This window comes from Albidovulum salinarum (genome assembly GCF_025673475.1).
Taxonomy (GTDB): Bacteria; Pseudomonadota; Alphaproteobacteria; order Rhodobacterales; family Rhodobacteraceae; genus Albidovulum; species Albidovulum salinarum.
Genome location: NZ_JAOVQO010000019.1, coordinates 34,796 through 55,106, shown reverse-complemented (window position 1 = coordinate 55,106; position 20,311 = coordinate 34,796). Strand labels below are relative to the sequence as shown.

The 20,311-nt window shown below is 67.8% G+C and carries 15 protein-coding genes; 3 read left to right on the top strand and 12 right to left on the bottom strand.

The window, feature by feature from the left end:
* Window positions 1-3: 3 nt before the first annotated feature.
* The 6 genes from OEZ60_RS18190 to OEZ60_RS18165 form a co-directional block, all read right to left on the bottom strand.
* Window positions 4-1,620, bottom strand: a complete 1,617-nt coding sequence (locus OEZ60_RS18190) for a GMC family oxidoreductase (RefSeq protein ID WP_263339309.1) — start codon at window positions 1,618-1,620, stop codon at window positions 4-6.
* A gap of 87 nt (window positions 1,621-1,707) precedes the next feature.
* The gene (locus tag OEZ60_RS18185; RefSeq protein ID WP_263339307.1) at window positions 1,708-2,607 is read right to left on the bottom strand and encodes an NAD(P)-dependent oxidoreductase; all 900 of its coding nucleotides are present in this window, start codon (window positions 2,605-2,607) and stop codon (window positions 1,708-1,710) included.
* A gap of 20 nt (window positions 2,608-2,627) precedes the next feature.
* Window positions 2,628-4,064 (bottom strand): aldehyde dehydrogenase family protein, encoded by a 1,437-nt coding sequence (locus OEZ60_RS18180; RefSeq protein ID WP_263339305.1) that lies wholly within the window; start codon window positions 4,062-4,064, stop codon window positions 2,628-2,630.
* Window positions 4,064-5,623: a trimethylamine methyltransferase family protein gene (locus OEZ60_RS18175; protein WP_263339302.1), complete on the bottom strand. Its 1,560-nt coding sequence runs from the start codon at window positions 5,621-5,623 to the stop codon at window positions 4,064-4,066. Before OEZ60_RS18175 ends, OEZ60_RS18180 begins: the two co-directional genes overlap by 1 nt.
* Window positions 5,624-5,710: 87 nt before the next feature.
* Entirely contained in the window at window positions 5,711-8,155 is a 2,445-nt protein-coding gene (locus OEZ60_RS18170; protein WP_263339299.1) for a GcvT family protein, read from the bottom strand.
* A gap of 68 nt (window positions 8,156-8,223) precedes the next feature.
* Window positions 8,224-10,668 (bottom strand): GcvT family protein, encoded by a 2,445-nt coding sequence (locus OEZ60_RS18165; protein WP_263339297.1) that lies wholly within the window; start codon window positions 10,666-10,668, stop codon window positions 8,224-8,226.
* A gap of 109 nt (window positions 10,669-10,777) precedes the next feature.
* Here OEZ60_RS18165 and OEZ60_RS18160 point away from each other — a divergent pair, with 109 nt between their 5' ends.
* Together OEZ60_RS18160 and OEZ60_RS18155 are read left to right on the top strand one after the other, a co-directional pair.
* Window positions 10,778-11,353: an isochorismatase family protein gene (locus OEZ60_RS18160; protein WP_263339295.1), complete on the top strand. Its 576-nt coding sequence runs from the start codon at window positions 10,778-10,780 to the stop codon at window positions 11,351-11,353.
* Window positions 11,353-12,234 carry a LysR family transcriptional regulator gene (locus OEZ60_RS18155; protein WP_263339293.1) on the top strand — a complete coding sequence of 294 codons (882 nt, stop codon included), beginning with the start codon at window positions 11,353-11,355 and terminating at the stop codon, window positions 12,232-12,234. The genes OEZ60_RS18160 and OEZ60_RS18155 overlap by 1 nt, the downstream gene beginning before the upstream one ends.
* An 11-nt stretch (window positions 12,235-12,245) precedes the next feature.
* Here OEZ60_RS18155 and OEZ60_RS18150 read toward each other — a convergent pair whose 3' ends face one another.
* Entirely contained in the window at window positions 12,246-12,962 is a 717-nt protein-coding gene (locus OEZ60_RS18150) for a hypothetical protein (protein WP_263339292.1), read from the bottom strand.
* A 203-nt stretch (window positions 12,963-13,165) separates the two neighbouring features.
* On the opposite strand from OEZ60_RS18150, the gene OEZ60_RS18145 reads away from it, so the two are divergent.
* A complete protein-coding gene (locus OEZ60_RS18145) occupies window positions 13,166-13,966 on the top strand; it encodes a YiiX/YebB-like N1pC/P60 family cysteine hydrolase (protein ID WP_263339290.1) in 801 nt (266 codons plus the stop codon).
* Here the strand turns inward: OEZ60_RS18145 and OEZ60_RS18140 are convergent.
* The 5 genes from OEZ60_RS18140 to OEZ60_RS18120 are packed head-to-tail and all read right to left on the bottom strand — an operon-like array spanning window position 13,956 to window position 20,274.
* A complete protein-coding gene (locus tag OEZ60_RS18140; protein WP_263339288.1) occupies window positions 13,956-14,582 on the bottom strand; it encodes an ATP-binding cassette domain-containing protein in 627 nt (208 codons plus the stop codon). The genes OEZ60_RS18145 and OEZ60_RS18140 overlap by 11 nt on opposite strands.
* Window positions 14,583-14,590: 8 nt before the next feature.
* Entirely contained in the window at window positions 14,591-16,300 is a 1,710-nt protein-coding gene (locus OEZ60_RS18135; RefSeq protein ID WP_263339286.1) for an ABC transporter permease, read from the bottom strand.
* Entirely contained in the window at window positions 16,297-17,484 is a 1,188-nt protein-coding gene (locus OEZ60_RS18130; protein WP_263339283.1) for an ABC transporter substrate-binding protein, read from the bottom strand. Before OEZ60_RS18130 ends, OEZ60_RS18135 begins: the two co-directional genes overlap by 4 nt.
* Before the next feature lie 18 nt (window positions 17,485-17,502).
* Window positions 17,503-18,123: a CDP-alcohol phosphatidyltransferase family protein gene (locus OEZ60_RS18125; protein ID WP_263339281.1), complete on the bottom strand. Its 621-nt coding sequence runs from the start codon at window positions 18,121-18,123 to the stop codon at window positions 17,503-17,505.
* Window positions 18,124-20,274 carry an FAD-dependent oxidoreductase gene (locus OEZ60_RS18120; protein ID WP_263339279.1) on the bottom strand — a complete coding sequence of 717 codons (2,151 nt, stop codon included), beginning with the start codon at window positions 20,272-20,274 and terminating at the stop codon, window positions 18,124-18,126.
* Between the last annotated feature and the right edge of the window lie 37 nt (window positions 20,275-20,311).

Sequence of the window (20,311 nt, the reverse complement as noted above, 5' to 3'; positions counted from 1 at the left end):
CCCCTAGTTCCGGCCCGACAGGATGCGTTCGGCGCCCATCCAGCCCATGAGAATGCTCGGCGCATTGGTATTGCCGCCGATCAGCGTTGGAAAGGCCGAAGCGTCGCAGACCCGGAGCCCCTCGACGCCGCGCACCTTCAGATCCGGGTCCGCCGCCGAGGTCGCGGGGTCCGCGCCCATCCGGACCGTGCAGGACGGGTGGAACACGGTGCCCGACCGGGCGCGGAAGTCAGCGATGAGGTCTTCGTCGGACTTGACCTCCGGCCCCGGACGCAGCTCCTCGGCGATGAGCGAGCGCATCGGCTCCTCGGCGGCGATCCGGCGCAGGTACTTCACCGCCGCCAGCATCTCCTGGACGTCGTGGTCGGTGGAAAACGCGTTTGCCACGATCCGCGGGGCGGCGAAGGGATCGGCGGAGTGAAGCGTGATCTCGCCCCGGCTGGTCGGGCGGCAGTTCGACAGTCCGATGGAGAGGCCCGAGAACGGGTCGGGGGTCAGCAAGGGCCGCTCGCCCTCGCGCGGGATCAGCGTCGAAAACGCCTGGAAGTAGAGCTGCATGTTCGGGCGCGCGAGCTCCGGCGCGGTGCGGAAGAAGCCGCCGCCGTGGTTGATCGACTTCGCAAGCGGCCCCTTGCCGCCCATGAAGTACTTCATGCCGACGATCATCTTGCCCCACCAGGGCCGCAGGATGTCGTTGTAGGTCGGCACGTTCATCCGCCAGGTGTAGTTGACGCCCTGATGGTCGTTGAGGTTCCGCCCGACCTGCGCGTTGTCGGCCACGACCTCGATCCCGTGGCGCTTCAGATGCTCCGCCGGGCCGATGCCCGAGAGCATCAGAAGCTGTGGGCTGTTGATCGCGCCGCCCGCGAGGATGACCTCGGAAAAGGCTCTGACCCGGCTCAAAACGCCCTTCCGGGAATATTCGACCCCGACTGCTCGGCGGCCCTCGAACAGAACACGGGTCACATGGGCATGGGTCAGAACGGTGACGTTCGGCCGTTTCATCGCGGGCCTCAGGAAGGCGCGGGCGGCGGAGTTTCGGCGCGCACCCTTGATCGTCATCTGGTAGACGCCGACGCCTTCCTGCTCGGCGCCGTTGAAATCGGCGTTGCGGGGCAGGCCGGTCGCTTCGGCCGCGCCGATATAGCTCTCGACCAGCGGATGGAGGTCGCGGCCGTTGGCCGAGATGAAGAGCGGCCCGCCGGTGCCGCGCAGGTCGTTGCCGCCCGCCTCGTTGTCCTCGATCGCCCGGTAAGCCGCGCGCGCGGCCTCCCAGCCCCAACCCGGTCCGGCCTCGGCTTCCCAATCGTGATAATCGCTCTCGTGGCCCCGGATCCAGACCATCGCGTTGATCGAGCTCGACCCGCCGAGGATCTTGCCGCGGGGCCAGAAATCGCGACTTCCGGCAAGGCCCGGATCGGGCTCTGTCCGGTACATCCAGTTCACCGCCGGATCGAAGAAGAGCTTGCCGTATCCGAGCGGCAGATGGACGTAGAAGCGCCGGTCGGTTCCGCCCGCCTCCAGCACCAGAACCCGGTGCCGGCCGCTGGCCGAAAGCCGCTCCGCCAGCACGCAGCCTGCGGATCCCGCGCCGACGATGATGTAGTCGTATCCGTCCATGCCGCCCTCATGAAAAGCGCCCCGCCCTGATGCCTCAGGCGGGGCGCGTCGTCAGCCCGTTCCGCGACGGAATGCGTCGTTTCGGGACTATTCCAGCCGCGCCGGGAAGCCCGGCGCGCGCAGATCGGTGCCGAGCTGGTCTTCGAGAAGCTTGGCGATCATCGGCGACTGCGCGTCGCCGCCATAGGCGGCCTTCGCGGCGACATAGGTCTGGTTGGTCATCGAGGCGAGCTCCAGCGGCACGCCGAACTCCTTGCCGAAGTTCAGCGCGAAGCCGAGATCCTTCAGCGCGAGGTCGATGTTGAAGGCAATGTCGTAGGAGCCGTTGAGGATCAGGGCACCTTCCGTCTCATGGACGAAGGAATTGCCCGACGAAGCGGCAATAGCGTGCCAGGCCTGCCCGAGGTCGAGCCCGCCGCGTTTCGCGAGCATCAGCGCCTCGCCGCAGGCCTTGAGATGGATGAAGGCCAGCATGTTGGTGATGACCTTGATGATCGAGGACGACCCCAGAGGCCCCATGTGGAACACCCGGTTGCCCATCGCCTCGAAGGCCTTCCAGTGCAGGTCCACGGTCTCCTTGTCGCCACCCGGCAGCATGGTGATCTCGCCCCGATAGGCGAGGTGGACGCCGCCGGTGACCGGCAGTTCCAGCATGTGGATGCCGTGGGCCTCGGCGACCTTGGCGAAGGCCAGCACGTCGTCGCGGCCAAGCGTCGACATCTCGATCCAGGTCGCGCCCTTCTTCATCTTCGGCAGGATCTGCGCCAGCACCTTTTCGGTGACCGCCGGCGATGGCAGGCAGGTGATGACGTGATCGACCGAGGCCGCGACCTCCTCGGCGCTGTCCGACCAGGTCGCGCCCGCCGCGATCAGGGGTTCGGCCAGCTCTTTCTTGAGGTCCGTGACCGTGACCTTGAAGCCCGCCTTCAGAAGGCAGCCCGCGCAGGCCGCCCCGAGATTGCCGAGGCCGATGTAACCGTAATGCATGGAGAGTCTCCCTTGGCGCCTCAGGCGCCGTATCCGATGATGCCCTTGGTCTCGCAGAAGTCGTGGATGCCCCAGTCGGCATATTCACGGCCATTGCCAGATTGCTTGTAACCGCCGAACGGGGCGAAGGTGTCCCAGTCGGGGTAGTTGATCTGCACCTGCCCGGTGCGCAGGCGCCGCGCCACCGCGCGGGCCTCGGTGATCTCGCCCTGCACATAGCCGCCGAGACCGTAGACGCTGTCATTGGCCATCGCGACGGCCTCGTCCACGCTGTCATAGGGCATGATCGCGAGCACGGGCCCGAAGATCTCCTCGCGCGCGATGGTCATGCCGGGGGTGACATTGCCGAAGATGGTGGGGCGCACGAAATGACCCCGGTTGAGGCCATCCGGCCGGTCGAGCCCGCCCGCGACCAGAACCGCGCCCTCGTCGATGCCGGTCCGGATCAGCCCCTGGATCTTCTCGTATTGCGCCCGGCTGACGACCGGGCCGATCCCGGTCTCCGGATCGGTCGGATCGCCGACGCGGAGGCTCGCGGCCTTAGTCCCGGCGATGCCCAGCGCCGCCTCCTGCACCGCGCGCGGCACGAACATTCGCGTCGGCGCGTCGCAGCTCTGGCCGGTGTTCGACATGCAGGCCTCGACACCGCCCTCGACCGCCGCCTTCAGATCGGCCGAGGCGAGGATGATGTTGGCCGACTTGCCGCCCAGTTCCTGCGCCACCCGCTTGACCGTCGGCGCGGCGGCTTCAGCCACCAGGATCCCGGCGCGCGTGGAGCCGGTGAAGGAGACCATGTCGACCTCGGGATGCGAGGAAAGCCGCGACCCCACGCCCGGCCCGTCGCCGTTCACGAGGTTGAAGACCCCGGCCGGAACGCCCGCCGCGTCCATGATCTCGGCGAAGATGAGCCCCGACAGCGGCGCGATCTCGGAGGGCTTCAGAACCATCGTGCAGCCCGCCGCGAGCGCCGGGGCGACCTTGCAGACGATCTGGTTCATCGGCCAGTTCCAGGGCGTGATCAGCCCGACGACGCCGATCGCCTCGCGCTGGATGAGCGTGGTGCCGCGCAGCTCCTCCCAGGGGAACCGCTCGGCCGCCTCGATGGTGGCGGCGAGATGCACGTCGCCCGCCCAGACCTGCGCCTCGCGGGAAAAGCCGATCGGCGCCCCCATCTCGACCGACATCGCCTGCGCGAGGTCCTCGGCGCGGCTGAGATAAACTTCGCGCACCCGCTTCAGGAGCGCGATGCGCTCGGAGGCGGGCTTGACCGAGAAGGCGGGAAACGCCGCCCGTGCGGCGAGGATCGCCCGGTCGGCATCCTCCGCCGAGCCGATGGCGACCTCGCCCACGATCTCCTCGGTCGCCGGGTTCTCGACCGGCATGGTTCTCGCCCCGGCGCCCGGGCCGACCCAGGCGCCATTGATGTAGAACTGCCCCAGACGCGCAAGAACAGACACTATTTCAGCCCGAAATAGATGTTGTAGTCCTTGCGGATCGCCGCATCGAGCTGCGGGTCGACCTGGATCCCGGCCTTGGACAGGATCTCGTTCTTGCGCGCGATCGCCTTGTCGAGAAGCATCGGCCGGTCGGCCTCGACCCATTCCTTCGGGCTCATCCGGTTGCCGAGCGTCGGGTAGACATATTCCGTCTGCATCAGCTGCAGCGTCTGGTCCGAGCCAAGGTAATGGCCGGGACCGCCAAGGCACACCGCCTTCATCGCCTCGATCGAGGTCGAATCCTCGGTCACGTCGATGCCGCGCACGGTGCGCAGCACCTGGCCGAGGATATCGTCGCCAAGCACGAGGCTTTCGAGACAGAAGCCGAGAAGCGAGGCATGCATCCCCACCGATTCATAGACCATGTTGAGGCCCGACAGCCCGGCCAGCACGTTGGTGATGCCCTGCTCCCACCCGGCCTGCATGTCCGGCAGCTTGGCATCCGAGATCCCCGCCGCCGCGCCGCCGGGCAGGTTGTAGAACTTGTGCATCTGCGAGCAGCCCGCCGTCAGCAGCGCCTGCTCGGCCGAGCCGCCCGACATCGCCCCGGTGCGCAGGTCCGAGACGAAGGGCCAGGTGCCGAAGATCGCCGGATGGCCCGGCTTCATCGCGTTGACATAGACGACGCCCGCAAGGCATTCCGCCACCGCCTGCACGATGGCGAGCGCGATCGGCGCCGGCGCGGTCGCGCCCGCCTGCCCGGCCGACAGGAGGAGAACCGGCATCCCGGCGCGGATGCAGTGCTCCATCGCCATGCAGCTCTCCTCGGCGAACTTCATCGGCGGCACGACGAAGCAGTTGGAGTTCGAGATGAAGGGCCGCGCCCGCCACGCCTCCTCGCCGCCCGCGAGCCGGTGAATGAGATCCATGCAGGGCTCGACATGGCTCGGGTCGGAGAAGGAGGTGCCGATATGCTTGGTCGTCGCCGAGACGCAGGCATAGATCGTGTTGAGGTCCATCTCGAGATTGTCCAGCACGTCCCGGCAGACCATCGCCCGCTGGAAGAAGTGCACGTTGTCGAGATTGTGGGTGATCCGCGCCGCGTCGAAGAGGTCCTGCGCGGTCGAATCGCGATAGGTGTTGGTCTCCAGATCGACGATGTGAACCGCCGCCCCGGCGGTGCCGAAATGCACGTTGGTCCCGCTCAGATGCAGGTCGTGCTTCGGATCGCGGCCGCAGAGCGTGATGTCGCGCGCCGCCTTCGCCAGCATGTCCTCGACCAGCGCGCGGGGGAACCGGAGGCGCCCATCATCGCCCTGTATCGCGCCAGCCTTGGTCATGATCTCGACGCCGGATGCCGGCGCCTGCGAAAGCCCGATCACCTCCAGCGCGTCGAGCGCCGCCTGATGGATCTTCGCCATCCCCGCCTCGGTCAGCGGCTTGTATTGCCCGCCCGGCAACCCGGCCCGGATCGGCCGCATACCCTCGGCCAGGGGCGCCGCCCGCGCTGCCCGGCGCGCCTCGCGCCCGCCGGCCCGTGCCGCCCGCCGCGGTTCGCAGTTCGTGGATTCGTCAGACATGCCGTCTCTCCTGAAATGCCAATTGGCATCTTCTTTTCAGAAATATCCTCGGGGGGTCCGGGGGGCAGACAGCCCCCCGGCGCTCACTCACATGCGCACGCGTTCCGATTTCGGGTCATACATCGGCGCCAGCGACGCCTCTGCCTTCACCCGCCGCCCGGCCACCTCGACCTCATAGGCCGATCCCAGCACGTCCGCGGCCGTCTCGCCCTTGCAGGGCACATAGCCCATGCCGATCGCGGCACCCAGATGATGACCATAGGAGCCCGACGAGAGATAGCTCACGATCTTGCCGTCGCGGATCAGCGGCTCGTTGTGATAGACCATCACCCCGGGATCGGAGAGCCTGAACTGCAGAAGCCGCTTCTCCAGCCCCGCCTCCTTCTTCCGCAACACCGCGTCGCGGCCGATGAAGCCGGGTTTCGCGGTCTTCACGGCGAAGCCGAGACCCGCCTCCAGCACATGGTCCTCGCAGGTGATGTCATGGCCGAAATGGCGGAACGCCTTCTCGATCCGGCACGAATCCATCATGTGCATGCCGCAGAGCTTCAGCCCCATGCCCTGACCGGCATCCCAGAGCGTCTCAAAGACATGGCCCGCCATGTCGGAGGAGATATAGACCTCCCAGCCGAGCTCGCCGACATAGGAGACGCGATGCGCCCGCGCGAGGCCCATGCCGATCTCGATCTCCTGCGCGGTGCCGAAGGGGTTCGCCTCGTTCGAGAAGTCGTTCGGGCTCACCGCCTGCATCAGCTTGCGCGCGTTTGGCCCCATCACCGCCAACACACCCTCGCCCGCCGTCACATCGGTGAGGACGACGTTGAACACGCCGATGTGCCGGCGCATCCAGACCTGGTCCTTGAGCCGCGTCACCGCCGGCGTCACCACCAGATAGGCGGTCTCGGAGAGCCGCGTGACGGTCACGTCGGCCTCGATCCCGCCCGCCCTGTTCAGGAACTGGGTATAGACGATCTTGCCGGGTGCCACCGACATGTCCGCGCCCGAGATATGGTTGAGATAGGCCTCGGCATCGCGCCCCTCGACCCGGATCTTGCCGAAGGACGACATGTCGTACATGCCGACATTGGTTCGGACCGCCCTGTGCTCGGCGGCCTGGTTGGAAAACCAGTTCTGCGGCCCCCAGCTGTACTGGTAGTCCCGCTCCTGGCCCTCGTTCGCGAACCAGTTCGCCCGCTCCCAGCCGCCGATCTCGCCGAAGACCGCGCCGTTGGCCTCCAGATGCGCATGGAACGGCGTCCGCCGCACCCCGCGCGCGGTCGCCTTCTGGCGGTACGGATAGTGGTCGGCATAAAGCAGGCCGAGCGTTTCCTTCGACCGTTCGAAGAGGTAGTGCCTGTTGCCCTGGAACGGCTGGTTGCGACCGACATCGACATCGCCGAGATCGAACGGCTTCTCGCCCGTCTCCATCCACTGGGCAAGCGCCATGCCCGCGCCGCCGGCCGACTGGATGCCGATCGAGTTGAACCCGGCCGCGACCCAGTAATTGTCGACCTCGAGCGAGAGCCCGAGATTGTAGGCATCGTCCGGCGTGAAGCTCTCCGGCCCGTTGAAGAAGGTATGGATGCCAGCCTCGGCCAGCATCGGCAGCCGGTTCACCGCGCGTTCGAGAATCGGCTCGAAATGATCGAAATCCTCCGGAAGCTGGTCGAAGCAGAAATCCTCCGGGATGCCCTTCATGCCCCAGGGCTTGGCGTTCGGCTCGAAGGCGCCGAGAAGGTACTTGCCCGCATCCTCCTTGTAATAGGCGCATTCGTCCGGCACCCGCAGCACCGGCATCTGCGTCAGGCCCGGGATCGGCTCGGTCACGATGTAGAAATGCTCGCAGGCATGCAGCGGCACATTGACGCCCGCCATGCGGCCGACCTCGTGGCCCCACATGCCGGCGCAGTTGACCACGTGATCGGCCTCGATGACACCCTGTTCGCCGTTCTGCTCCCACGAGACCGACTTAGCCCGACGGCCTTCCACCGCGATGCCCGTCACCTTAACGCCCTCGGCCACGACCGCGCCGCGCTGGCGGGCGCCCTTGGCCAAGGCCAGAGCGATGTTGGCCGGATCTCCCTGCCCGTCCGTCGGCAGCCAGACGCCGGCCTTCACGCCCTCGATGTTGAGATGCGGATAGCGTTCCTTCACCTCCTGGGGCGAGATCTCCTCCACCGGCACGCCGAAGGCCCGCGCCATGGAAGCGCCGCGATAAAGCTCCTCCTTGCGCGCCTCGGTCAGCGCCACGGAGATCGAGCCGACCTGCTTCATCCCGGTCGCAAGCCCCGTCTCCGCCTCGAGCCCGCGGTAGAGATCGGCGGAGTACTTCGCGAGCCGCGTCATGTTGGCCGAGGCGCGGAGCTGGCCGATCAGCCCCGCCGCATGCCAGGTCGTGCCGCAGGTGAGCTGCTTGCGCTCCAGCAGAACGACGTCCTTCCAGCCGAGCTTGGTCAGGTGATAGGCGACCGAACACCCGACCACGCCCCCTCCGACGATCACGACCCGAGCTTTTTTTGGCAGGTTAGTCACTGTTCTGACCCTTCATCTTGCTGAAAATATCCTGGGGGTCCGGGGGTGAAACCCCCGGCCTCCGCCCGTCACGCGCGGATCCGCGCGTTTTCCGGATCCCAGAGCGGCTGGTCTTCCTCGACCACCGCGCGGCACCTCTCGCCATAGATCTCGACCTCGATCTCGGTGCCGGGCACCGCGAGATCGCTCCGCAGCATCCCGAGCGCGATCGACTTTCCGACCCGGTAGCCCCAGGCGCCCGACGTGGTCTCGCCCACGACCTGGCCATCGTGCCAGAGCGTCGACATGTAGGGCGCATCCGCCTCGCCAGCCTCGACGGTCAGCGTCACGAACCGCTTCTTCGACCCTTGCTGCTTCTCGGCCAGAAGGGCTGCCTTGCCGGGGAAGTCCTGCGGCTTGTCGAACTTGACGAACCGCTCCAGCCCGCCTTCCAAGAGCGAGTAATCGGTCGAAAGATCGCCCTTCCAGGCCCGGTAGCCCTTCTCCAGCCGGAGCGAGTTCAGCGCCCACATGCCGAAGGGCTTCGCACCGGCGCCGAGCACCGCGTCATAGATCGCCGGCATGTCGGCGACCTTGGCATGAACCTCCCAGCCAAGCTCGCCCGCGAAACTCACCCGCGCCAGCATCGCCGGCTTGCCCGCGACGCTGCCGGTCTGGATCGACAGCCACGGCAGCGTCAGATCGGCCTCGCCGATCGCGGCGAAGAGATCGCGCGCCTTCGGACCGGTGACGATCAGCGTGTCGTATTCGGTGGTGTGGTCGGTCAGCGTTAGGCCGGGTGCGAGGTTCTTTCTCAGATGCTCGCCGTCATGCCACTGGGCGGTGGCCGCGGTGATCAGCGTGAATTCCTCATCGCCGTGGCGCAGGATCGACATCTCGGTCAGGATCCGGCCGCGATTGTCGGGGAAGTAGCCGAGGTTCATGCGCCCGACCTTCGGCAGTGCGCCCGAGATCATGCCGCGCAGCCAGTCGGCCGCGCCCGCCCCGGAAAGGTTGAAGCGCGAGAAGCCCGGCAGGTCGAGCACGCCGACCCCGTCGCGCACCGCCTCGCATTCTTCCTTGATTCGCTGTTCCCACGGACCCGAGCGGCCCCAGGTATGCGTCGCCTCCTCCAAGGTGTCGTCGCCGGGCCTGGCGAACCAGGTCGCGCGTTCCCAGCCGTTGTAGACCCCGAACTGCCCGCCAAGCTCCTTGACCTTGTCATGCACCGGCGACAGCTTGCGGTCCGGCGCGGCCGGCCAGCGGTGCCAGGGGAAATGCATCGCGTATTCGTGGCCATAGGTCTCCATGCCCTTGGCGATGCAGTAGTCGCGGTCGGTGTAGTCAGTGTAGCGGCGCGGATCGACCGCCCACATGTCCCATTCGGTCGCGCCTTCGGTGATCCATTCCGCCATCACCTTGCCCGCGCCGCCGGACTGGGCGATGCCGAAGGTGAAGACGCAGGCCTCGAAGGCGTTCGGCACGCCCGGCATCGGCCCCATCAGCGGCAACCCGTCCGGCGCATAGGGGATCGGCCCGTTGATGACGCGGCTGATGCCCGACGAGCCGAGGAGCGGCACCCGCGCCATCGCGTCCTCGATATACCACTCCAGCCGGTCGAGATCGTCCGGATAGAGCTGGAACGAGAAATCCTCCGGGAACGGGTCGTTCGGCGTCACCCAATGCGCCTTGCAGTTGCGCTCATAAGGCCCAAGGTTGAAGCCGGTCTTCTCCTGCCGCAGGTAGTAGGAGGTGTCGACGTCGCGCAGGAGCGGCAGCTTGCGGCCATGTTCCTTCGACCAGGCCTCGAGCTCGGCCACCGGCTCCGAGAGGAGGTACTGGTGGCTCATCACCATCATCGGCACGGTGCGCCCGCCATAGGGCTTGAACCACTCGCCCACCTTCTGGGCGTAGTAGCCGGCGGCGTTGACGACATATTCGCAGCGGATGTCGCCCTTCTCGGTATGGATGATCCATTCGCCGTTCTCGCGGCTCACGCCCGTCGCCGGGGTGAAGCGCAGGATCGTCGCGCCGAGGTCGCGGGCGCCCTTGGCCAGCGCCTGCGTCAGCTGCGCGGGGTCGATGTCGCCGTCGGTCGGATCGTAAAGCGCGCCTTTCAGGTCATGCAATTCGATGAACGGATACTTGCCCTGGATCTCGTCCACCCCGAGCATCTCCATGTCGATGCCCTGGTAGCGGCCCATGCCCTTCGCGCGCTCGAATTCCTGCATCCGCTCCTTGGAATGGGCAAGCCGGATCGAGCCGGTGACATGGTAGTTCATCGGATAGTCGACCGCCTCGCCGAGACCGCGATAGAGCTCGGTCGAATAGCGCTGCATGTTCATGATCGACCACGACGTCGAGAAGGTCGGCACGTTGCCCGCCGCATGCCAGGTCGATCCGGCGGTCAGCTCGTTCTTCTCCAGCAGCACGCAGTCGGTCCAGCCCGCCTTGGCCAGATGATAGAGGGTCGAGACGCCGACGGCGCCGCCCCCGATGATGACCACGCGCGCTGTTGTCGGAATCTCGGCCATGACGCCCCCCAAGGTGATTTGCGGCCGGAGTATCGGGGCAGTTCACCCCGCTTTCAATTCGTCAGGTGTCGTATTATTGATCGGAAAGATCGATTAGCGGAGTCGCATCATGTCCGATCCCCTGTTCCACCGATCGAAGTCGTTTCTCGCGGTGATCGACGTGCAGAAGCTCTTTGTCGACAAGCTCGCACCCGAGGCGCGCGCGCCTCTCGTGGACCGGATCCGCTGGCTGATCGGCACCGCCCGGCGACTCGGCATCCCGGTTTTGGCCATGGCCGAGGATATCGCCCGGAACGGCCCGCCCCTGCCCGAGATCGTCGCGGCGCTCGGTGCGGACGTACCGGTCCACGACAAGCGGATCTTCGGCCTCGCCGGCCAGGCCGACATCCTCGCCGGCGCCCGCGCCTTCCAGCGACCGCAGGCGGTGCTTGTGGGGCTCGAGACGGATGTCTGCGTCGCCCAGTCGGCGCTCGGGCTTCTCGCCGCCGGGTTCCGGGTCGCGGTGCTGGTCGACGCGACCGGATCGCCGGGCGATTGCCACGGGGCCGGGCTCGACCGGATGCGCGATGCCGGGATCACCGTGACGACCGTGAAGGGCATCTTCTACGAATGGGTGCGCGATCTCGACACGCTCGCGACGGTCCGCGCGGATCTCGGCCCCCTTCCCGACGGGATGACGCTCTGATGCAGATCGAGCTCATCGAGACCTTCCTCGACCTCTGCACCACCCGGAGCTTCAATCGCACCGCCGACCGGCTCGGCATCACCCAGTCCACCGTGTCGGGACGCGTCCGTTCGCTCGAGGCGACGCTCGGCCACCGGCTCTTCATCCGCTCGCGCTCGGGCACCGAGCTCACGACCGAGGGGTTGCGCTTCGCGCCGCACGCGCGGGCGCTGCTGCACGGCTGGACCGAGGCGCGCCACGCGATCGGTGAAACCGGCTCCGGCGCGGTGACGATGCGGATCGGCATCCAGCATGACCTCGTCGGCATCCACTTCTCCGAATTGATCAAGGATTTCCGCGCCGCGCTGCCCGGCACCTCCTTCCTCTTCGAGGCCGATTATTCGGCGCAGATGAGTTCCGACCTCTCCACCGGTGTCGAGGATTTCGCGATCCTCTTCACCCCGCGCTTCCACCCCGACCTCTATTTCGAGACGCTGGGCGAGATCACCTATCTCATGGTCTCGACCGAGACCGACCGGCTCGGCGAGGTGAACGCCGAGACCTACATCATGCCGCATTACTCCGACGCTATGCCGCAGATTCATGCGCAGATGCATCCGCGGCTGGCCTCCGCGAGCCTGTCGATCGGCCAGAACGCGGCGATGGTCGCGCTTCTGGGGTCGCTCGGCGGGACGGCCTATGTATTGCGCCAGTCGGCCACCGACCTCATCCGCGCCGGCACCTGCCGCTTGGTCGGTGATGCGCCGCCGATTCCGCAGCCGATCTATGCCGGCCTGCATATCCGCAACCGGCACCGCTCGATGCATCGCCGGCTCTTGCAGATCCTGCGCAACCGCTTCGGACCCTCGGGGCCGAGCCTCGCCCGCCGCCGGGTCGGCTGAGGCGCCGGGTCTCAGAACCCCGGCAACGGCAGCCCCTCGCCGAGCGCGAAGACGAGAATTGGCACCGGTGCGACCGCGAGCGCCACGGTCAGAAGCGTCACCGGCGCCGCGAAGAGGCGGCTGCATCCCGCGACCATGAGGATGCCGCCGCCGCCGCCGATCACCGAATTGCCCGGCAGGTTGATCAGAAGCGCCAGCAGGAGATAGCGGTAGTTCCGCGCCAGCGGCGCCAGCCAGCCCGGCAGGTGGCTTCGCAAGTGGTCAAGCCGCGCCTCGCGGTCCAGGGGCTCGATCTGCGCCACGAGCTCGGCCGCGCGGCAGAGGCGGAGATCGGCGAGCGTGCGGCGCAGGGCCGGGTAGGGCAGGGCCAGCCCCACCAGGAACGAGAGCATCAGCCCGGCGAGCGTCGCCCCCCAGATGAAGGGCGCGATCCAGCCGCCCTCGACCATCAAGAGCGTCAAGCCAAGCTCCACCCCCGGCACGAACGGCAGCGCGATGAGGAGCGCATAGGCGACGAGCAGAAGCACCAGCACCCACAGAGCCGGGATCTCGCCGCCCTTGAGAGCCTGCGATTCCGCCATCGTCCAGCCGATCAGCCCATGCGCGACCCAGACGAGGAGCAGAAGCACCGCGATACGCCGGCCGAGCCGCGCGATCCGCCCGCCAATGCGGCCGGCCCGCTCACCGTTGCCGGGGCGGTCTGGCACGATCTCCCGGTCGTCACTCACGTCATTTCCTTCCGGCGCTCCCGGTTTCCGATCCAAGGTCCGCTTCAACCGGCTCGCTGCGAGTTGAGGCCAGTTGATGACCACGAACCTGCCACGCATCATATCCTATTCCAGACCCCGGTAAGGAGGAATCCCGGTGGCAGACCCAAGCGCCACCGGGCGATCAGTGCGACCTGAGCCCGGATCAGGATGCGGAGGCGGCGATGAATGACACGTTTTTGGCTGGAACAGACACAATTCTGGATCGTCTCGGCCGCGCGATGGCGCGGCGGCTGACCAAGCAGGTCTCCGGCTACGAACCTTACACGCCGTCCGACTTCGGCAGCCTCTGCCGCACCCTCGTTCCCGGTGATGTTCTGCTCATTGAGGGGTCCGAGCGGGTGGCGACCGCGATCAAGTACCTCACCCAGTCGACCTGGAGCCATGCCGCGCTCTATGTCGGAGACGTGCTGCCGAAGCCGGAGGAAGGCGGCGAACGGCCGCGGCTGATCGAGGTCAACCTCGGCGAGGGCTGCGTCGCGCGGCCGCTCAGCAAGTACGCGAGCTACAATACGCGGATCTGCCGCGCCGTCGGGCTGAATGCGGACGAACGCGCGAAGGTGGTGGACTACATGCGCCAACATCTCGGCCTGCGCTACGACATGCACCACATCTTTGATCTCTTGCGCTACTTCTTCCCGACCCCGCCGGTGCCGGTGCGCTGGCGGCGGCGGATGATCGCCTTCGGCTCGGGCGACCCGACGCGGGCGATCTGTTCCTCGCTCATCGCCCAGGCCTTCCAGTCGATCCGCTACCCGATCCTGCCCGAGGTCGAGGTCAGGACCGGAAGCGCCTATGCGCGGCGCGAGATCTACCACATCCGCCACCATTCGCTGTTCACGCCGCGCGACTTCGACCTGTCGCCCTATTTCGCGGTGGTCAAACCGCATCTCCAGGGCGGTTTCGACCACCGGCTTCTGCGCTGGAGCGACGACGCGCCTTCCGGGGAGGAGGCTACAGGCTGACCACCGGGCCGCCGGCGGCTTCTGCATCGGCGGCGTCGTGGGTGACCATCAGCACGGGAATGTCGCGGTCGCGGACATGGTCGAAGACGAAGCGCCGCAGTTCTTCGCGCAGCGCCGGGTCGAGCTTCGCGAAGGGCTCATCGAGCAACAGCGCGCATGGCTCGGCCAGAAGCGTCCGCATCAGCGCCACCCGGGCGCGCTGGCCGCCCGAGAGCGTCGCGGGATCGCGTGCCGCGAAGCCCGGAAGCCCGGCCTGATCGAGAGCCATTGCCACCGCGGCAGTACGCGCCGCGCGGCCCCTGACATGCGCGGCGAGCCCGAAGGCGAGGTTGTCGCCGACCGAGAGATGCGGAAAGAGCGCCGCGTCCTGAAACAGGATGCCGATCCGCCGCGCCTCGGCCGGCAGGCGGGTGACGTTGCGGCCGTCGAGGATCACATCGCCCGAGGCGCGAAAGCCGCGCGGCAGATGGCCGCCGATGAACTCCATCAGCGTCGACTTGCCGATGCCCGAGGGGCCGACAATGGTCGTGACGCTGCCCGGCGCGACCGCGAGTGAGAGCGGCGAAAAGAGCGGTTCTGCGCCATTTTCCGCCTGAATAGATACTGATTTAAGCATCAGACCCCTCACGCGGCACCCCCTGACAGCCCGGCCCGGTGGCGGTGTAGAATCGCCGGTACGCCAAGCGCGGCGAGATAGGCGAGGAACGGCAGCGCCGCCTGCAGAACGGCATAGACGCCGGTGACCCGGCGGTCGGAGCCTGACGAAAGCGTCACCGCCTCGGTCGTCAGCGTTGCGACCCGGCCTGCGCCCATGAAGAGCGTCGGCAGGTATTGCGCGACCGAAACCGCGAAGCCGATCGCCGCGGCGGTCAACAGCGGGCGCAGCAGGATCGGCAGCTTGACCGCGAAGAGCCGTCGAACCGGTCCGGCGCCGAGCGCCGCCGCCGCACGTATGTACGCCGGATCGAGCGCACGCCACGGATCGGAGAGCGCGATCATCACATAGGGAAAGACGAAAAGCGCATGCGCCCAGATCACTGCACTGATCCCGCCGCCGATCCCGGCTTTGAGGAAGACGACGTGGAGCCCGTAGAGGAAGGCGATCTGCGGCACGAGCAGCGGGAGGTAGATCAGCGCCTCGGCCCAAGTGGCGCGGGGCAGGTGGCCGCGGTCCTCGCCCTCGAGCCAGGCCACGGCGAGGATCAGCGCCAGCGCGGTCGTCGCGACGCCGATGATCACCGTGCTTTCGACCGCCGTTCCCCAGCCTGCGGCCGAACGGCCCCAGGCGGCGAGGCTCCAGCTTTCCGGCAGGGCGCGCGGATAGGACCAGCGCCAGGCGACCGACCAGACGGCGAGTGCCATCAAGGCTCCCGCGCCGAGCGCCATCAGCCCGGTGACCGCCGCCCCGGCCGCGACGAGCCCCGGTTCGGCCGAGACCCCGCGCCCGCCGCGCCGGATCCAGACCCGGCCGATCCGCGCGAGCGCCCGTTCCGCGGCCCACCAGAGGCCGATGCCGCCGGCCACCACCGCGCTTTGCAGGAGGGCCGCCGCCGAGGCGGGCAGGATCAGCGTCGTCTCGGCGGCGAGGAACCAGCGCGTGACCGCCACCGCCAGCACCGGCGGGTTCGAGGGGCCGAGCACGATCGCCATGTCGACGATCGAGAGCGCGAACGAGAGGACCACGTAGACCGGCAGCCGGATCAACGGGTAGAGCTGTGGGCCGATCACTTTGATCCAGACCACGCCGTGCCCGTAGCCGAGCGCGCGGCCCGCCTCGAGGTGGCGGCGCACCGGCAGTTGCGACAGTGCCGCAAGGATTACCAGGAGGAAGAACGGCACCTCCTTGACCAGGAGCCCGAGGATCAGCGCGAGTCCCGCCGGATCGTTGACCGTGGCGAGGTCGGGCGGCAGGTCCCAGCCGGTCGCCCAAGGGCTGAGGAGGCGGGAGATCCAGCCAGAAGGCGCGATGAGGAAGGCAAGGCCGATCGCCAGCGCCGCATGCGGCGTCGCGAGAAAGGGCGCCAGCAGCCGGGCGCCGCCGCGAAAGCCCGCCCGGTCGTACATCGCCGCGGCGAAGCCGACCGCGAGCACCAGCGCCAGCGCGGTCGAGGCAAAGCCGGTCCAGAGCGTCAGCGTCAGGCTGGTGCCGAAGCCCGGCAGGTCGAAGAGTCGTCGCCAGGGGTCGAGCGAAAGCCCATCTGCCCCGATGGCCGGCAAATGGCCGAAGGCCGCCCGCGCGGTCTCCCAGAGCCCGGCGAGGATCGGCAGCACGAGGCCGCCCGCAACCGCACCGAGCACCAGAAGCCGGAGCAGGCGGCCTTCGGGCGCCGTCATTCGGTGTAGCGCCGCGCCCAGTCCTCGGCGAGACGGGTCATCCAGCTCGGATGCGGCTCGCCGAGGGTCGGGCCGAGGGCCTCGTTTGAGGGCAGGGCAGGGGAGTCGGGCAGGGCGTCGAAGGCCGCCTTCGCCGCGGCGTCGAGCTTCGCGGGGTCGAGCACCGAGTAGCTGCCGAGGACGGTGATGTCCTGCGCCCGCGCCTGCACCGCGGGGTCGAGGAGGAAGTTCGCCACCACCATCGCGCCCTCCTTGTGTGCGGCGTTGAACGGAATCGCGACGAAGCTGATGTTGCCGATCGAGCCCGCCTCGGGCGCGTAGCTCCGCACCGTCTCGGGCAGAAGGCCGCGTTCGACCGCCGCCGCCGCCGCCGCCGGGTCGAAGGCCATCGCGAAATCGACCTCGCCGTCGTTCAGCATCTGCTGCAGCACGCTCTCGTTCTCGGGGAAGGTCACGCCCTCGCGCCAGAGATTGGGACGAAGCGCGTCGTACCAAGTCCAAAGCGGCTCTGTTGCGGCCGAAAACGCCTCATCCGTGGCTTCGGCCTGCAGTACCGAAGGGTCCGGTGCAAGCTCGATCAGCGCCTGCTTGAGGAAGGTGGAGCCCATGAAGTTCGTCACCGCCGGGTGGGTGAAGCGGCCGGGATTGGCCTTGGCCCAGTCAAGGAGCGCCGCCATCGAGCGCGGCGGCTCGGCCACCCGTGCGCTGTCACGGGTCAGGACGAACTTCGCGAGCCGCCAGGGGCTCTCGTAGCCCTCGGTCGGGATCGTGAAATCCACCACCGCCGCGGAGCCCTCCGAGAGGTCGAGATAGCGCGCGTTCGGCAGGTTCTGGAGGAACGGGCCGTGCAGCAGACCCTGCTCCTTCATCGACAGGAAGTTCGCCCCGTTGATCCAGATGAGGTCGACCGAGCCGTCCTCTGCCTGCCCGGCCGCCTTCTCGGCGATCACCCGCGTCACCGCCTCGGCTGTGTCGGAGAGCTTCACGTGGTTGATGGTCACGCCGTACTGCGCCTGAAGCGCGCCGCTCGCCCAGGCGATGAAGTCGTTGGTGCGCTCGTCGCCGCCCCAGGCGTTCCAATAGACGGTCTGGCCACGCGCGGCGGCGACGGTGTCGTCCCAGCCCCCGGCGAGGGCGGGGGCGGCGAGGCCGAAGGCCAGCGTTGCGAGTAGGGGAAGGCGCATGTTGGTTCCTGTTCTTAGTCAGCTTGGTTCGGTCGGGGAAAAGGCGGTCCAGCCCTGGTGCCAGCGGCTGAGCGTGGTGATGGCGCAGAGCGCGGCGAAGCTCCAGGCGAGCGTCGGGAAGGCGGCGGGCCAGAGACACATCGCGGCGAAGATTGCGATGGTTTCGGCGCCTTCGGTCAGGCCGCCGAGGTAGTAGATGCCCTTCGCCGGATAGGCATCGGCGGAAAGCCCGCGCCGCGCCGCGATGGCGGCGAAGGCGAGGAAGCTCGATCCGGTGCCGACGAAGGCGGCGATGAGTACCGCCGCCGCCAGCGCATTGGCGCCGGGGTCGGCGAGCGCGAAGCCTAAGGGCACCAGCGCGTAAAAGACGAAGTCGAGCGCGATGTCGAGAAAGGCGCCGCGCTCGGTCGGACCCACCTCGCGCGCGACCGCGCCGTCGAGCCCGTCGGCGAGGCGGTTCATCGCGATGAGGAGGAGCGCCAGTCCGAACCATCCCGCCGCCAGCGCGCCCACCGTGAGGAGCCCAGCCGCGAATCCCGCAAGCGTCACCAGATCGGCACCGACACCGCGCCGGACGAGCGCCCGCGCCGGGCGGATGAGCGCCGCGCGCTGCAGCGGCAGGAGGTAGCGGTCGATCATTCAGCCTCTCCGCCAGGCATGGAACCGCTCGAGTAGCCGCAGCGCGATCGGGTTCACATGCGCCTTGCGCCATTCCCCGGCGGCGAACTTGTTCGCCTCGGCCAGGGTCGGATAGATGTGGATCGTCGAGAGGATCTTGCCGAGCCCGTGGCCCTGCTTCATCGCGAAGACGAACTCGGCGATGAGGTCGCCCGCATGTTCGCCGGCGATGGTCACGCCGAGGATCTCGTCCTTTCCCGGCGGCGTCAGCACCTTGACGAAGCCCTTGGCCGCGCCGTCCGCGATCGCCCGGTCGAGATCGTCGATGCCGTAGCGCGTGACCTCGTGCGGGATCTTCCTTTCTCGCGCCTCCGCCTCGTTCAGGCCGACGCGAGCGATCTCGGGATCGGTGAAGGTCGCCCAGGGGATCACCCGGTAATCGGCGCGGAACCGCTTGAACTTGCCGAAGAGCGCGTTGACGGTCGCGAACCAGGCCTGATGCGCGGCGGTATGGGTGAACTGGAAGGGTCCCGCCGCGTCGCCCGCAGCGAGGATGTTGGGGTAGAGCGTCTCCAGGAATTCGTTCGTCTCGATGACCTTCCCGGTCGGGATGCCCAGTTCCTCGAGCCCGTAGCCGTCGAGCCGCACCGCGCGCCCGACCGCGACGAGGAGATCGTCGAAGGCGATGCGCCGGGTCTTTCCCCCGGCCTCGACCTCGATCCACTTCTCGCCATCGGTGATGCCGCAGGCCCGCGCCCGGTGCCCGGTCAGCACGGTGACCCCGTCGGCCTCCATCGACGCCTTGACCAGCGCCGAAACCTCCTCGTCCTCGCGGATCAGAAGGCGCGGCAGCATCTCGACCTGTGTGACCTCGGAGCCGAGCCGCGCGAAGCTCTGCGCCAGCTCGCAGCCGATCGGCCCGCCGCCGAGCACCACGAGCCGCTTCGGCCCGGCCTCTCGCTGCGCCATCTCCTCCCAGAGCGTGTCCGAGGTGAGATAGCCGACCGCGTCGAGCCCCGGCAAGGGCGGCACGAAGGGTGCGGCGCCGGTGGCGAGGATCACTGCGCGGGTCGTGAGCCGTTCGGCATTGCCGGCGTAATCGGTGATCTGGACCGTCCAGGGGTCGATCAGTCGGGCATGGCCGCGCCGCACGTCGACGCCTAGACCTTCGTAACGCGCGACGCTGTCATGCGGCTCGATCGCGGCGATCACCGCCTGGATACGTTCGAAGATGCCACGGAAGGAGAATTCCGGCCGCGTCGCCGCCAGCCCGTAGCGGTCGGCATGGCGCATCTGATGCGCGAGCTTGGCCGAACGGATCAGCGCCTTCGAGGGCACACAGCCGTAGTTCAGGCAGTCGCCACCCATCTTGTGGGACTCGACCAGCGTCACCTTCGCCTTCACCGCCGCCGCGATATAGGCGGAGACCAGACCGGCGGCACCGGCGCCGATCACCACGAGGTTGCGGTCGTAGCGCGCGGGGCGGCTCCAGCCGGCATGGGCGCGCCGCCGCTTCACGAGCCGCAGGGCGAATTTCGCGATCCAGGGAAAGAAGCCAAGCAGCAGGAACGACAGGATCAGCGGCGGCGACAGGATGCCCGACAGGCTTTCGAGTTGGGCAAGCTGGGTGCCCGCGTTCACATAGACCGCGGTGCCGGCGAGCATGCCGATCTGGCTGACGAGGTAGAAGACCCAGGCCTTGATCGGCGTCAGTCCCATCAGGAGGTTGATCGCGAAGAACGGCACCGCCGGGATCAGCCTGAGCGTGAAGAGGTAGAAGGCGCCGTCGCGCGTCATCCCCTCGTCGATGGCCTGCAGGCGGTTGCCGAATCTTCCATGCACCCAGTCAGAGAGGAGATAACGGGCAGCAAGGAAAGCGAGCGTCGCGCCGATCGTCGAGGCGAAGGAGACGAGAACGAGCCCCCAGCCGAAGCCGAACAGCGCGCCCGCCGCGAGCGTCATCCACACCGCGAGCGGCAGCGACAGCGCGGTGACCGCGACATAGGCTGCGAAAAAGAGTGCGGCGACGAGCAGGGGCCGCTCGACGCGCCAGGCGTCGAGGTCGATCAACTGTTCACGCAGCATGTCGAGATCGGGCGGATTGCGGCCGATCAGCCAGATCAGGGCGGCGATGACGACGGCGAGAGCGAGAAAGAGCGCCGGCTTTCTCATGTGCGCCGGGCCCGGTCGTTGCTGCCGGTGGCCGGTG

What these genes read in the sequence shown, in the direction of transcription:
- OEZ60_RS18190 (WP_263339309.1), bottom strand. Translation starts at nt 1,620, where the DNA reads ATGGACGGATACGACTACATCATCGTCGGCGCGGGATCCGCAGGCTGC.
- OEZ60_RS18185 (WP_263339307.1), bottom strand. Translation starts at nt 2,607, where the DNA reads ATGCATTACGGTTACATCGGCCTCGGCAATCTCGGGGCGGCCTGCGCG.
- OEZ60_RS18175 (WP_263339302.1), bottom strand. Translation starts at nt 5,623, where the DNA reads ATGTCTGACGAATCCACGAACTGCGAACCGCGGCGGGCGGCACGGGCC.
- OEZ60_RS18165 (WP_263339297.1), bottom strand. Translation starts at nt 10,668, where the DNA reads ATGGCCGAGATTCCGACAACAGCGCGCGTGGTCATCATCGGGGGCGGC.
- OEZ60_RS18160 (WP_263339295.1), top strand. Translation starts at nt 10,778, where the DNA reads ATGTCCGATCCCCTGTTCCACCGATCGAAGTCGTTTCTCGCGGTGATC.
- OEZ60_RS18155 (WP_263339293.1), top strand. Translation starts at nt 11,353, where the DNA reads ATGCAGATCGAGCTCATCGAGACCTTCCTCGACCTCTGCACCACCCGG.
- OEZ60_RS18145 (WP_263339290.1), top strand. Translation starts at nt 13,166, where the DNA reads ATGAATGACACGTTTTTGGCTGGAACAGACACAATTCTGGATCGTCTC.
- OEZ60_RS18140 (WP_263339288.1), bottom strand. Translation starts at nt 14,582, where the DNA reads ATGCTTAAATCAGTATCTATTCAGGCGGAAAATGGCGCAGAACCGCTC.
- OEZ60_RS18135 (WP_263339286.1), bottom strand. Translation starts at nt 16,300, where the DNA reads ATGACGGCGCCCGAAGGCCGCCTGCTCCGGCTTCTGGTGCTCGGTGCG.
- OEZ60_RS18130 (WP_263339283.1), bottom strand. Translation starts at nt 17,484, where the DNA reads ATGCGCCTTCCCCTACTCGCAACGCTGGCCTTCGGCCTCGCCGCCCCC.
- OEZ60_RS18125 (WP_263339281.1), bottom strand. Translation starts at nt 18,123, where the DNA reads ATGATCGACCGCTACCTCCTGCCGCTGCAGCGCGCGGCGCTCATCCGC.
- OEZ60_RS18120 (WP_263339279.1), bottom strand. Translation starts at nt 20,274, where the DNA reads ATGAGAAAGCCGGCGCTCTTTCTCGCTCTCGCCGTCGTCATCGCCGCC.